This window comes from Nonomuraea sp. NPDC050680 (assembly GCF_040654555.1).
Taxonomy (GTDB): domain Bacteria; phylum Actinomycetota; class Actinomycetes; order Streptosporangiales; family Streptosporangiaceae; genus Nonomuraea.
In genome coordinates this window covers 488592-503697 of the sequence record NZ_JBFAIF010000005.1, presented here as the reverse complement: position 1 = coordinate 503697, position 15106 = coordinate 488592, and the positions used below count along the sequence as shown (strand labels likewise).

General features: G+C 73.8%; 3 protein-coding genes. 2 read left to right on the top strand and 1 reads right to left on the bottom strand.

Annotation, left to right across the window (positions count from 1 at the left end; translation table 11 throughout):
• Positions 1 to 19 precede the first annotated feature (19 nt).
• The gene (locus tag AB0H88_RS22095; protein ID WP_357647187.1) at positions 20 to 1393 is read right to left on the bottom strand and encodes a condensation domain-containing protein; all 1374 of its coding nucleotides are present in this window, start codon (positions 1391 to 1393) and stop codon (positions 20 to 22) included.
• Positions 1394 to 1865: 472 nt separating this feature from the next.
• On the opposite strand from AB0H88_RS22095, the gene AB0H88_RS22090 reads away from it, so the two are divergent.
• Positions 1866 to 10832 carry an SDR family NAD(P)-dependent oxidoreductase gene (locus AB0H88_RS22090; RefSeq protein WP_357647184.1) on the top strand — a complete coding sequence of 2989 codons (8967 nt, stop codon included), beginning with the start codon at positions 1866 to 1868 and terminating at the stop codon, positions 10830 to 10832.
• The coding region (locus AB0H88_RS22085; RefSeq protein WP_357647182.1) for a beta-ketoacyl synthase N-terminal-like domain-containing protein at positions 10822 to 15106 on the top strand (4285 nt) is incomplete at its 3' end. The genes AB0H88_RS22090 and AB0H88_RS22085, both read left to right, overlap by 11 nt.

Here is a 15106-nt window from a genome sequence, read left to right as displayed (position 1 = left end):
CGCGCCGGCCTGCGGACGTCTACTCCGGCGGCGCCGGCACCTCAGAGGGGAACAGCGACGGCGGCAGGCCCTCGCTCCTGGCGCTCCACAGGTCCTTCAGGCACGTCTTCGGGTCGGTCACCGCGAGCTGTACGCCGAGCGCCATCGCCCGCAGGATGTCGGTCGCGGCCTCGGGCGGGATGATCGTCGGATCCGCGAGCAGCATGACACTGGTGAGGCCGCCCTGGACCGCCACCCGCACCCGGAACGCCTGGCCGTACTGCTGCGCCAGCGGCGTCCAGACCAGCTCGGCGGGAGTCGGGTCGGCGGGGTTCAGCGGGGCGCGGTCGATCTGCATGTAGTTGAACCAGCTGCGGAACAGGTGGTTGAACCAGCAGTCGTGCCCCGGCTCCTGCCCGCTGTGCGTGGCCGCGTCGGCGGCCAGCGCGGCGACGCGGTCGAAGTCGTAGCAGGAGTAGCGGTACGTGCGCGCGCTCGCCCAGTGCCAGCGCTTGACGTGCTCGGCCAGCGTGGCGCCCGGATCGACGGTGGCGCTGACCGGAATGAGCTGGTTCATGGTGCCGACGACGTGCTGGTGCTCCTCGGCGAACCGGTTGGAGGCCATCAGGCTCATCGTGACCCGGTCGGTGCCGGTGTGCCGGGCGAGGCCGGCGGCGATGAAGGCCATCAGCACCGCGGGCGGTGTCACGCCGTGGCGCTTGGCGGCCTCGGCGGCGAGCCCGCCCAGGCGGCGGGAGTGCAGCGTGGCCTCGATCCGGTTCCGCTCGACGCGGGCGGGGAGCGTGGGCAGCTCGTCCATCAGGCCGTCGGTGAGCACTCGTCGCCAGTAGCGTTCGGAGCTCTCCTGCTGGCCGCGCCACGACTCGTCGCGCTGCCGGTGGGCCAGCTCACGCAGGGTGGGACCCATCTGCGCGTGGGCGTCCGGGTCGGCCACCAGGGCGCGGAACTGGTCCTGCAGATGATGGATCGACCACACGTCCACGATCAGGTGGGAGAACGACAGTGCGAGGAAGACCGGAGACCCGTCGGTCGTGACGAGCACGCCGCGCCAGGGCAGCGCGTCGGTCATCGGGAACGGGATCGTGGCCAGCTGCTCCTTGGTACGCTCCGGGTCGCCGCGGTCGGTGATCACGCGGTCCACGTGCTCGACCGGCGGCGTCACCGTCCGGTGGATCCGCTGCACGGGCTGCCCGTCTCGCACGTGGTAGGTGGTGCGCAGGCATTCGTGCCGGTCGACGAGCCGCCGCAACGCCGTCATGACCCGGTCCAGGGGGAGGCCGCGCAGGTCCCAGGTCGTCGGCAGGTTGGCGTCCCGCATCCAGTCCTCGGGGTAGCGCTCCACTTCTCGCCAGCTCCATAGCTGGCCGTTGCTCAAGGGGGCGTCGACGGGCATGTGGTCTCCTCGTGAGCTGTTCGGCGGGCGGACCGCTGACAGTGGCCCCGCTGACGGCCCTCCACACGCGCACGTACTGCGGATCGCACCGGGCCCCTGGAGCGCGCTCCGGTAAAAGGCGGCGCTTTATCCATTTCGGCTCGGCAGAACTCTCAGGCCAATGTCGCTACCTGTCCCACACAGGATGCGAACCGCATACACCTATGTCAACGCGCCCGCGCTGGCAGCTTCTGCCGGAAACAAGGTGCCAGCCCGCGACCGTGGTCCGGAAACGGCGCTGCGATTAGGGTCACAGCAACTATTCAAAGCGATCGTCTTTATGGAAACCGGCACTGTCTTGTTGGTGATGATGCCCGAAGCTTGAGGTGGCGCATTGATGGTCGGTGAGTCGATTCAGCTAAACGGTACGGCTGCCGGGGACACCGGCCGGTCGCGGACCGGTCGCTTTTCGTCCGCCGCGGAGTCCGTCGCCGTGGAGCCCGTCGCCGTGGTCGGCGTTTCCTGCCGGCTTCCTCAGGCCGCCGATCCCGGACGGTTCTGGCAATTGCTGCGCGATGGCGTGGACGCCGTCACGGCCGTGCCCGAGGGCCGGTGGCCGGACGGGTCGGCCGCGGCCTACCGGCGTGGCGGCTTCCTCTCGGACGTGGACCGCTTCGACGCCGCCTTCTTCGGGATCTCGCCGAACGAGGCCGCCGCCATGGACCCCCAGCAGCGCCTCGTACTGGAGCTGGCCTGGGAGGCGCTGGAGAGCGCGCGCGTGGTGCCGTCCCGGCTGAGCGGGAGCGGCGCCGGGGTGTTCCTGGGGGCGATCTCCAACGACTACGCGGCGCTGCAGGACCGGGTGGGGGCCAATGGCCTCGGGCGACACGCCTACACCGGGGCGAACCGGGCGATCATCGCCAACCGCGTCTCCTACTTCCTCGGCCTGCGGGGGCCCAGCCTGACGCTGGACGCCGGGCAGTCCTCGTCGCTGCTGGCCGTACAGATGGCCTGCGAGAGCCTGCGGCGCGGCGAGAGCGGGCTGGCGCTCGCCGGCGGCGTGAACCTCAACCTGCTGGCCGAGACCACCGCCGCCATCGGCAACTTCGGCGCGCTGTCGCCGGACGGCCGCTGCTACGTCTTCGACGACCGGGCCAACGGCTACGTACGCGGCGAGGGCGGGGCGCTCGTCGTACTCAAGCCGCTGTCCGCGGCGCTCGCCGACGGCGACCCGATCCGGTGCGTGATCCTCGGCGGCGCCGTCAACAACGACGGCGGCGGCGACGGGCTCACCGTGCCGAGCCGGCGGGCGCAGGAGGAGGTCATCCGGCTGGCCTGCGAGCGCGCCGGCGTCGAGCCGGGCGACGTCCAGTACGTCGAGCTGCACGGCACCGGCACGAAGGTCGGCGACCCGATCGAGGCCGCCGCCCTCGGTGCCGCCTACGGCCCCGACCATGCGGATGGCGCGTCGCCGCTGCTGGTCGGGTCGGTGAAGACCAACATCGGGCACCTCGAAGGCGCCGCCGGGATCGCGGGACTGGTCAAGGTCGTGCTGAGCCTGGAGCGGCGCGAGCTGCCGCCCAGCCTGAACTTCGAGACGGCCAACCCGGACATCCCGCTGGACGAGCTGGGGCTGGAGGTCGTGCGCGACACCCGTCCGTGGCCCCGCGCCGACCGGCCGCTCGTCGCGGGCGTCAGCTCGTTCGGCATGGGCGGCACCAACTGCCACCTGGTGCTGGGGGAGGCGCCGCGGAGCGAGTACGGCGTCCGGTCGGCGAGCGAGGACACGCCTTGGGTGCTGTCGGCGCGCTCAGCCCGAGCACTCAGCGCCCAGGCCGAGCGACTGACCGCCCACGTCGGCCCGTCCGCCGGCTCCCATGCCGGCCCGTCCGCCGGCTCCCATGCTGGCCCGCAAGTCGGCTCCCATGCCGACTCGCACGTCGGCCCCCATACCGGTACCGAGCCTGGGGCTGTGGCGCTGGCGTTGTTGCGGAGTCGGGCCTTGTTCGAGCACCGGGCGGTGCTTCTGGGCACCGACCGGCAGGCGGGGTTGGCGGCGCTGGCGGCCGGGCGGCTGGACGAGTCCGTGATCACTGGGTCCGTGGTCGCCGGGTCCGGAGCCGGTGGCCGCCGGGTGTTCGTCTTCCCGGGGCAGGGGTCGCAGTGGCCGGAGATGGCTCGTGACCTGCTCGCGGGCTCGCCGGTGTTCGCGGCGCACGCCGAGGCGTGTGCGGGAGCACTCGAACCGTTCGTCGACTACGCGCTGCTCGACGTGTTGCGTGGGGCGCCGGGCGCGCCCGGTTTCGACCGGGTCGACGTGGTGCAGCCCGCGCTGTGGGCCGTCATGGTGTCGCTCGCCGGCCTGTGGCGTTCGTACGGCGTCGAGCCCGAGATGGTGATCGGCCACTCGCAGGGCGAGATCGCGGCCGCCACCGTCGTCGGCGCGCTGTCCATGCCCGACGCGGCCAGGGTCGTGGCCCTGCGCAGCCGCGCCATCGCCGGAATCGCCGGGCGCGGCGGGATGATGTCGATCGCCGCCCCCCTCGACGTGGTCGAGTCGGCGATCCGCTCGCTGGCGGGGGACGTGTCGATCGCCGCCTACAACGGGCCGAGGTCCGTGGTCGTCTCCGGGCGGCTTGAGGCGCTCGACGACCTGGGACGACGGCTCACCGACGACGGGTACCGCACCAGGATCATCCCGGTCGACTACGCCTCACACTCGGCCGAGGTCGAGGAGATCCGCGACGAGGTGCTGGCGGCGCTGGCCCCCGTACGGCCGGTGAGCGCGGGGACGCTGTTCGTCTCGACGCTCACCGGCGAGCCGATCGACACGGCCGAACTCGACGCCGGCTACTGGTATCGCAGCCTCCGGCAGCCGGTCAGGTTCGCGCAGGCGACCCGGCGGGCGCTCGACCACCAGGGCGGCCTGTTCGTGGAGTGCAGCCCGCATCCGGTGCTGGGAGCCGGGATCGAGGAGACGGCCGAGGAAGCGGACCGCGAGGCCGCGATCATCGGGACTTTGCGGCGGGGTGAGGGCGGGCCGGCGCGGTTCCGGCGCTCACTCGCCGAGGCGTACACGCGGGGGGCCGAGGTCGACTGGACCGGACCCGATCCGGTGGCGGGGGCGGAGCTGGTGGAGCTGCCCACGTACGCGTTCCAGCGCGAACGCCACTGGCCGTCGCTGCCCGCAGACGCTCGGCGCTCCGCAGCGCAGACGCTCCCCGGAGATGCCCGGCGTTCGGCGGCGCAGCCGGTTCCCGCAGGCGGCGGGGGTGCCGCGGCGGCTGGCGACGCCAGCGGCCATGGTCCCGGTTCGGTGGGGGGCGGGCTTTCGCGGCGTGAGGTGCGTGAGCTGGTGCTGACCGTCCTGGCCGGGCTGCTCGGGTACGAGGACGCGGCCGGTGTGGAGCCGGGCAGGACGTTCAAGGATCTCGGGCTCGAGTCGGCCACGGCGGAGGACCTCAGGCACCGGCTGCGGAGCGCGACCGGGCTGCGGCTGCCGACCAGCCTGCTGTTCGACCACCCGACCCCCGATCTGCTGATCGCCCACCTGCGGACCCTCCTCGACGACGGCGGATCCGCAGCGTCGTCCGCCGCCCACCAGAGCGATCTCGCCACGGCCACCCCCGCCGACGACGCGCCCGCTGACAACCTCGTCGGGGACCCCGACGGCGACCTTGTCGGGGGCTCCGGCGGCGATCCCGCTGACGACGCCGACGCGATCGCCATCGTGGCCATGGGGTGCCGGTATCCCGGTGGGGCGGACTCGCCCGAGGAGCTCTGGCGGCTCGTCAGCTCCGGCACCGACGCGATCACCGAGTTCCCCGCCAACCGAGGCTGGGACCTGGACGCGCTGTTCGCGGCCGGCCCCGACCGGTCGGGTACCAGCGACACCAGGTACGGCGGTTTCCTGCACGACGCCGATCGGTTCGACGCCGCGTTCTTCGGCATCAGCCCGCGCGAGGCCACCGCCATGGATCCCCAGCAGCGGCTGCTGATGGAGGTCAGCTGGGAGGCGGTCGAACGGGCCGGGCTCGACCCGGCGGGGCTGCGCGGCTCGGCCACCGGCGTGTTCGTGGGCGCCATGGCCTCCGACTACGGCCCCCGGCTGCACCAGGCCACCGGGACGGTCGACGGGCACCTGCTGACAGGCACCGCGCTCAGCGTCGCGTCCGGGCGGATCGCGTACGCGCTGGGCCTGCGCGGGCCCGCCATCACCGCCGACACGGCCTGCTCCTCGTCGCTGGTGGCGATCTTCCTGGCGATGCAGGCGCTGCGGCGCGGCGAGTGTTCGCTGGCCCTGGCCGGCGGCGCGACGGTGATGTCCAGCCCGGGGATCTTCGTGGAGTTCAGCCGTCAGTCAGGGCTGGCCCCCGACGGCCGGTGCAAGGCGTTCGCGGCGGGCGCGGACGGCACGGGCTGGGGCGAGGGCGCCGGGATGCTGCTGCTGGAGCGGCTGTCCGACGCGCGCCGCCTGGGGCACCCGGTGCTCGCCGTGATCCGGGGCGGCGCGGTGAACCAGGACGGCGCCAGCAACGGCCTCACCGCACCGAACGGCCAGGCTCAGCAGGAGGTGATCCGGCAGGCGCTGGCCGACGCCGGGCTCGCCGCCGCCGAGGTGGACGCGGTGGAGGCGCACGGCACCGGCACCCGGCTCGGCGACCCGATCGAGGCCGAGTCGATCATCGCCGCGTACGGCGCGGACCGCGATCCCGAACGACCCGTCTGGCTCGGCTCGCTCAAGTCGAACATCGGCCACACGCAGGCCGCGGCCGGGGTCGGCGGCGTCATCAAGATGGTGATGGCGATGCGGCACGGCAGGCTGCCACGCACCCTGCACGCCGATGAGCCCACCCCGCACGTGGACTGGAGCGGCGGCGCGGTACGGCTCCTCACCGAGCCTGTCGAACTGCCCGACGACCGGCCGACCCGGGCCGCGGTCTCCAGCTTCGGCATCAGCGGCACGAACGCCCACCTGATCCTGGAGCAGGCATTCGAGCCGGCGTACGCGGTCTCCGAGACGGCGCACGCGGGACCTGAGACGACGCATGTGGAACCCGAGACGGCGCACGCGGTCTCCGAGACGACGCATGTGGGACCCGAGTCGGCGTACGCGGGCTCCGAGACGGTCGAGGCGCCGCTGGTGTGGGCGGTGTCCGCGAAGTCGGCGGCCGCGCTCGAAGCGCACGCCGCGCGCCTGCGCGACTATGCCACCGACGCCCCCCAAGACGACCTGCCCGCCGCCGGGCACCTGCTGGCCCGGCGGGCGCGGTTCGCGCACCGCGCGGTGGTGGTGGCCGCGGACCGGGATGAGTTGGTGGCGGGCTTGGCGGCGTTGGCCGCGGGTGAGTCGCATGCGGCGGTGACCAGTGGTGTGGCGTTGCCGGATGTGCGTCCGGTGTTCGTGTTCCCGGGTCAGGGTTCGCAGTGGACGGGTATGGCGGTGGATCTGCTGGAGTCCAGTGAGATGTTCCGGGAGTGGATGAGCCGGTGTGATGCCGCGCTCGCCCCGTACACGGGCTGGTCTGTGGTGGGTGCGCTGCGTGCGGGTGAGTTGGTGGGTTCGGAGGTCATTCAGCCGGCGTTGTTCGCGGTGATGGTGTCGCTGGCGGAGGTGTGGCGGTCGCTGGGTGTGGATCCGGCGGCGGTGGTGGGTCATTCGCAGGGTGAGATCGCGGCGGCCTGTGTCGCGGGGGCGTTGACGCTCGACGACGCCGCGAAGGTGGTCGTGCTCCGCAGCCAGGCTCTCGTCAAGCTGAGCGGCACCGGCGGGATGCTCGCCGTCGCGCTCCCCGCCGAGGAAGTCCGGCTGGAGCCGTGGGCGGATCGCCTGTGGGTGGCCGTGCGGAGCGGGCCGGCCAGCACGGTGGTCGCCGGGGAACTGGACGCGCTGGACGAGTTCGCGGCGGCGTGCGGTGAGACGGTCCGGGTGCGGAAGATCGGCATCGACTACGCCTCGCACACCCCGCACGTCGACGTGCTCCGCGACGAACTGCTCGCCAGCCTGGCCGAGGTCGCGCCGCGGCCGACCGACGTGGCCTTCTGCTCGTCCATGGCCGCCGACTTCGTCGAACCGACCGGGCTGGACGCCGGCTACTGGTTCCGCAGCCTTCGCAATCCCGTACATTTCGAGCAGGCGATCGGGGCGTTCGCCGGAGACGGCACCCCGCTGTTCATCGAGGCCAGCCCGCACCCCGTGCTGACCGGCCACATCCAGGACACCCTGGCGGCCGCGGGCGCTCCCGGCGGCGCCACCGGGACGCTCCGCCGCGACGACGGCGGCCGGCGGCGCCTGCTGCTGGCGGTGGCCCAGGCGTACGTGTCGGGCGCCGACGTGGACTGGGCGGCCGTCGATCGGGCCGCCGCCACGCGGGCCGGACTCGTACCGGACCCCCCACGCCATCACGTGGACCTGCCGACCTACCCCTTCGAGCACACCAGGTACTGGATCAACGAGAGCCCACGGGCCGGTGGGCCGCGGCATCCGATGCTCGACGCGGTCGTGCCCGTGGCGGGCGACGACGGGTACCTGCTCACCGGGCGGCTGTCGCGCGGCGCGCTGCCGTGGCTCGCCGACCACGCCGTGGACGGCGGCGTACTGCTGCCGGGCACCGCGTTCGTCGAGCTGGCCCTGGAGGCCGCCGCGACGGCCGGGTGCGACGAGATCGAGGATCTGACGCTGGAGGCGCCGCTGCCGCTGCCCGAGACGGGCGCGGTCCAGGTGCAGCTCGCGGTCGGCGGCGCCGACGCCGAGGGCCGCCGCGACCTCACCGTCTACGGCAGGACGGCGGACGACGACGAGGCCCGATGGACCCGCCACGCCAGCGGCACCCTGACCGTCGCCCCAGTTGTCGCCGCAGCCGCAGCCGCAGCCGGAGTCGCAGCCACGGCAACGGCAACGGCAACGGCAACGGCAACGGGCGCGGGCGCGGGCGCGGCCGGCGAGCGGCTTGCCGCCTGGCCGCCCGCGGACGGCGTCGAGATCGACCTGGACGACGCGTACGAGCGGCTCGCGGAGCGGGGATACGAGTACGGCCCCGCCTTCCAGGGGCTGCGCGCGGCCTGGCGGGTGGACGGTGACGCGTACGTCGAGGTGGCGCTGCCGGAGCCGGTGCGCGCGGACGCGGGCCTGTTCACGCTCCACCCGGCGCTGCTGGACGCGGCGCTCCACCTGCTGGTGCTGGAGTCGGCCGAGGAGGCAGGGGCGCTGCTGCTGCCGTTCGCGTGGAGTGGCGTTCGGGTGTCCGCGCTCGGCGCCGAGGTGTTGCGGGTACGGATCGCGGCCGGGGAAGGCGACCGGGTCTCGCTCGACATCCATGACGGTGCGGGCGACCGCATCGCCGGGGTGGACGCGCTGACGCTGCGCCCGGTGCCGAGACACGGGGCCGTCACGCGCGGCCCGTCCGACGCCGCCTCGTACACGCTCGACTGGATCGACCTGGCGGTGTCCGCGATGGACCCGGCCGAGCAGCGCTGGGCCGTGGTGGGCTACGACGAGTTCGCCGACGAGATCGGCGCGGCCGTGGACGCCCCGCGTTACTACGACCTCGCCTCCCTGACCGAGATGACCGCCGGGGAGATGCCGAGCACCGTTCTGGTGCCGTACCTGCCCGAGGCCGATGCCGACGACGTGCCCTACGGCGTGCGCGACGGCATCTACCAGGCGCTCGACCTGGTGCAGGGCTGGGTGGGCGACGAGCGGTTCGCCGGGTGCCGGATGGTGTTCGTGACCAAGGGCGTGTTCCGGCCCGGGGGAGCGGACGTGGCGGGCGTGGTGGCCGGTCCGGTGTGGGGGCTGGTGCGGTCGGCGCAGGCCGAGCATCCCGGGCGGTTCGTGCTGGTGGACGTCGACGCGGCCACCGTCGACTGGGGACTGGTGGCGGCGGCGGTCGCGGCGGGTGAGTCACAGCTGGTCGCGCGGGAGGGACTGGTCGCGCGGGAGGGACTGGTCGCACAGGAAGGACTGGTCGCACAAGAAGGACTGGTCGCACAGGGAGGCCTGGTCTCACAGGAAGGAAAGGTCCTCGTCCCGCGCCTGATCCGCCGTACGGCCGACGCCCCCGAGCTCTTCGACGCCGGCACGGGCACCGTCCTGGTGACCGGCGGCACCGGCAGTCTCGGCGCCCTGGTGGCGCACCGCCTGGTGGAGCGGCACGGCGCCAAGGACCTCCTGCTGGCCTCCCGCCGCGGCCCCGAGGCGAGCGGTGACCTGGTGGCCCGGCTGGAGGCGCTCGGCGCGCGGGTCACCGTGGCGGCGTGCGACGTGTCGGACCGCGACTCGCTCGCCGGGCTCCTGTCCGGCGTCCCGGCCGAGCGGCCGCTGGCGGCCGTGGTGCACGCGGCGGGCGTACTCGACGACGCCACGGTGGAGGGGCTGTCGGCGCAGCGGCTCGACTCGGTGTTCGCCCCGAAGTCCGACGCCGCCTGGTACCTGCACGAGCTGGTCCCGGAGGTCCCGCTGGTGACGTTCTCCTCCGTGGCGGGCGTGATCGGCAACTCCGGTCAGGCCAACTACGCCGCCGCCAACGTGTTCCTCGACGTGCTCGCGGCACACCGGCGCGGGCTCGGCCTGCCCTCCGTGTCGGTGGCCTGGGGGCTGTGGGAGACCGCGGACAGCGGTATGACCGGAGCGCTGTCGGCGGCCGACACGGCCAGGCTGGCCCGGTCGGGTATCGCGCCGCTGACCGCCGAGCAGGGGCTGGAATTCTTCGACAGCGCGATCACCGCCCCGGCCGAGCTGGTCGTCGCCGCCAGGTGGGACACCGCCGGGCTGCGCGCCAGGGCCGAGGCGGGCGAGCTGCCGCCAGTGCTGCGCGGCCTGGTCCGTACGCCCCGCCGGACGGCCGCTGCCGCGAACGCCACGAGCGCCCCCACGCGGGCGGGAGCGGCCGGCATGGCCGAGCGCCTGGCGAAGATGGCGGAGGCCGAGGCCCGCGTCCACCTGGCGGACATGGTCCGCTCGCACGTCGCGGCCGTCCTGGCGCATGGCAGCGCCGGCAACGTGGACATGGACCGGGCCTTCAACGAGCTCGGCTTCGACTCGCTGACCGCGGTGGAGCTGCGCAACCGGCTGAACAGCGACACAGGGCTCCGGCTGCCCGCGACCCTGGTCTTCGACCACCCCACGGTCACGGCGCTGGCCGAGTACCTGTTCCGTACCCTCGCACCCGCCGCGCCCTCGCCCGAGGACACGCTGCGCGGTGCGGTCGAGCGGGTCGAGTCGATGCTGACCAGCGCGCACGGCGACGCCGAGGCCATCCGCGGCAAGCTCGTCGCCATCGCGCAGAGTGCCGTCACCAGGTTCGGTGCCGGGCTGATGACCAGGTTCGGCGCCGGGTCCAACGGCGCCGCGGAGAAGATCGATTCCGCCTCGGACGAGGAGATCTTCGCGTTGATCGACGACCAAACAATGACGTCTCCTCTGAGGTCCTCTCTGGAAAGGCCCGACCATGGCGACTGAGGAACAGCTGCGCAATTACCTGAAGAGGGTGACCGTCGAGCTCACGGAGACTCGGCAGCGCCTCACCGGGGTGGAAGACCGTCGCCACGAGCCCATAGCGATCGTCGGGATGGGATGCCGGTTCCCCGGCGGGGTGGCGGGGCCCGAGGACCTGTGGGAGCTGGTGGCCTCCGGTGTGGACGCGATAGGTGACCTCCCCACCGACCGGGGCTGGGACGAGAACCTCTATGACCCCGACCCGGAGGCGCTCGGCAAGTCGTACACCCGGCACGGCGGCTTCCTGCCCGACGCCGGCGACTTCGACGCGCCCTTCTTCGGGATGAGCCCGCGTGGCGCGCTGGCCACCGACCCGCAGCACCGGTTGTTCCTGCAGACCTGCTGGGAGGCGTTCGAGCGGGCGGGGATCGATCCGGCCACGCTGCGCGGCAGCCAGACCGGCGTGTACGCGGGCAACATGTACAACGACTACTCGCTGCGCTACACCGGCGGTGCCGTGCCGGAGTCGGTCGAGGGCGTCCTGATGGTCTCCAGCGCTTCCAGCGTGCTGTCCGGCCGGGTCTCGTACACCTTCGGCCTGGAGGGCCCGGCGATCTCGGTCGACACGGCCTGCTCGTCGTCGCTGGTGGCGATGCACCTGGCGGTCCAGGCGCTGCGGCGCGGCGAGTGCGCGCTGGCAGTGGCCGGCGGCGTAACCGTGATGGCGACGGCGGACCCGTTCATCGAGTTCTCGCGGCAGCGCGCGCTGTCGCCGGACGGCCGGTGCAAGTCGTTCTCCTCCTCGGCGGACGGCGCCGCCTGGTCGGAGGGCGCCGGCGTACTGGTGCTGGAGCGGCTGTCGGACGCGCGGCGCAACGGCCGCCGGATCCTCGCGCTGATCCGCGGCTCGGCCGTCAACCAGGACGGCGCCAGCAACGGGCTCACCGCCCCGAACGGCCCCTCCCAGGAACGCGTCGTCCAGCGGGCCCTGGCCGACGCCCGGCTCGACACGCGGGACGTCGACGCCGTCGAGGCGCACGGCACCGGCACCCGGCTGGGCGACCCCATCGAGGCCCAGGCGCTGCTGGCCACGTACGGCCGCAACCGCGCGGCCGACCGCCCGCTCTGGCTCGGCTCGGTCAAGTCGAACATCGGCCACACGCAGGCCGCGGCCGGCGTCGCCGGGGTGATCAAAATGGTGATGGCGATGCGGCACGGCGTGCTGCCGCCCACCCTGCACGTGGACGAGCCGACCCCGCACGTCGACTGGTCGGCCGGCGGCGTGGAGCTGCTGACCGAGGCCAGGGAGTGGGTACGCGGCGAGCATCCGCGCCGGTTCGGCGTCTCGTCCTTCGGCATCAGCGGTACGAACGCGCACCTCGTCATCGAGGAGGCCGAGGAGAGCCCGCGTACGGACCAGGAGCCGCCCGTCGTCAACGGCCCGCTCGCCTGGGTGATCAGCGCCCGCGGCGGCCGGTCGCTGCGCGCGCAGGCCGCCCGGCTGCACGAGCTCGTCACCTCAGCCGACACCGCCGAAGCAGCGAGCGCCCCCCGAGTAGCGAGCGCCCTCAGAGCGGCGGACGCCCCCGAGGCGGTGGACGTGGCCCGGTCGCTGGTCACCGGCAGGTCGCTGTTCGAGCACCGCGTCGTCGTGGTCGGCGAGGACCGGGAGGCCCTGGCCGCCCGGCTCGGCGACTTCCTGGCCGGCCACCCGGTGGCCGAGGTGGTCGAGGGCGCCGCCCGGGAGAAGCCCAAGCTCGCCTACCTGTTCACCGGCCAGGGCGGACAGCGGATCGGCATGGGCCGCGAGCTGGCCGCCGCGTCGCCGGTCTTCGCCGAAGCGCTGGCCGAGGTGTGGGCGGAGCTGGACGAGCACCTCGACCGGCCGCTGCGCGAGATCGTGTGGGCCGAGCCCGGCACGCCCGAGGCCGACCTGCTGAACGAGACCCGCTACACCCAGCCCGCGCTGTTCGCCTTCGAGGTGGCCGCCTTCCGGCTGCTCGCGGCGCTCGGCGTGACGCCCGACCACGTCGCCGGGCACTCGGTGGGCGAATACGCGGCCGCGTACGTCGCCGGAGTCTGGTCGTCGGCCGACGCCGCCCGGCTCATCACCGCGCGCGCCCGCCTGATGCAGGAGCTGGACACGCCGGGCGCGATGGTCGCGATCGAGGCGACCGCCGAGGAGGTGGCGCCGACGCTGGCCGGACAGGAACACCTGGTGTCCGTCGCCGCCGTCAACGGGCCGGCCAGCGTCGTCGTCTCCGGTGCGGAGGAGCCGTGCCTGGCGGTCGCCGAGCACTGGCGCGAGCTCGGCCGGCGGACCAGGCGGCTGGCGGTCAGCCACGCCTTCCACTCCCCGCTGATGGAGCCCATGCTGGCGGACTTCGCCACCGAGCTGGCGGGCGTGGAGTTCCACGAGCCGCGTATCCCGTACGCCCCCAACCTCCCCGACGGCTCCTGGGCCGAGCCTGGCTACTGGGTGGAGCAGATCCGCCGGGCCGTCATGTTCCACGCCACGATCGTCCGGCTCGAAGCCGACGGAGTGGACACGTACCTGGAGGTCGGCCCGGCCGCGGTGCTCTCCGCCATGGCGCACGAGTGCGTCACCGAGGCGGACACCCCGATCCTCGCGCTGTCCGGCAAGCGGCTCGCCGAGCCCGACGCGCTGATCGGCTGCCTGGCGCGGGCGTGCGTGGCGGGAGTGGCGGTCGGCTGGTCCGCGCTGTTCGGTGGTGGGGCGCAGGTGGACCTGCCGACGTACGCGTTCGAAGGGGAGCGGTACTGGCTCGCCCCGCCCGCGCGTGCCGCCGACGTCTCGTCGGCCGGGTTGCGGCAGGTCGGTCATCCGCTGCTGGGGGCGGCGGTCGACGTGGCCGACGACGGGGCGATGGTGCTCACCGGGCGGCTGTCGCTGGCCGACGCGCCCTGGCTGGCCGATCACGTGATGCTGGGCGCGGCCGTGCTGCCCGGCGCCGCGCTCGTGGACCTGGCGCTGGAGGCGGGTGGCCAGCTCGGTTGCGATCTGGTCGAGGAGCTGATGTTCGAGGCGCCGCTGGTGCTGCCTGAGCGGGGCGGCGTGGCGGTACAGGTGGTCGTGGGGCGGCCCGAGGGTGGCGGCTCGCGGCCGGTGGGGATCTACTCGCGACCGGCGGGTGAGCCCGAGGCCGCGTGGACGCGCCACGCGTCGGGCGTGCTCGGCGCGGACACGGCCCCTGACGCGGGCGTGCTCGCCTGGGCGACGTCCTGGCCGCCCGCGGGCGCCTCGCCGGTCGCCGTCGAGGGCGCCTACGAGCGGCTGGCCGACGCGGGCTACGACTACGGGCCCGCCTTCCAGGGTGTGCGGGCGGTATGGCGCCAGGGGGAGGAGCTGTTCGCCGAGGTCGCGCTGGCCGACGACGTGGACGTGGCCGGGTTCGGCCTGCACCCTGCGCTCTTCGACGCGATGTTCCACCCGATGCTGATCGCCGACCCGAGCGACGAGTTGCGGCTGCCGTTCGAGTTCCGCGGCGTGCGGCTGCCCGCCGCCGGGGCCAGGGCGCTCCGGCTCCGCCTGTCGCAATCCGGTCCGGCCATCGAGGCCGCCGACGCCGGGGGCCGGCCGGTCTTCTCGATGGAGTCGCTGCGGGTCCGTACGGTCCCGGCGGCGGCGCTGTCCGGTACGACCGGCAGCCGCACGGATCCCGTACCGCACGGCGTCGACTGGACCGAGGTCACCGTCGAGCCGGTCAACGACGGCGCCCGGTGGGTCTCCGCCGGGGAGCCGGTGCCGGGGCTGGACGCGTACCCGGATCTCGACGGGTTCGGTGCTGGAGAGGACAGGGCCGGCGCTGGGGAGGACAGGGCCGGCGCTGGGGAGGACAGGGTCGAGGACGGGTTCGGTGGCGGGGAGCCGGTGCCGGACGTCGTGGTCGTCTCCCTCACGGCAGCTCCGGGGGCGCCGGTGCCCGTCGCGGTGCGCGAGCTGACCGGGCGGGTGCTCGGGCTGGTGCGGCGGTGGGTGACCGAGGAGCGGTTCGCCGGCAGCAGGCTGGTGTTCGCGACCCACGGCGTCTTCGACCCCGCCGGTGGCGGGGCCGGGAGTGTGGTGGCCGCGGCGGCGTGGGGATTGGTGCGGTCGGCGCAGGCCGAGCATCCGGACCGGTTCGTGCTGGCGGACGTGGAGGCGGGCTTCTCCGCCTGGAAGCTGGTGGCGGCGGCCGTCGCGGCGGGTGAGTCGCAGCTGGCCGTACGCGAGGGGAAGGTGCTCATCCCGCGCCTGGCGCGCAGAGAGATCGGCTCCGCTGCCCAAGCAACGGGAC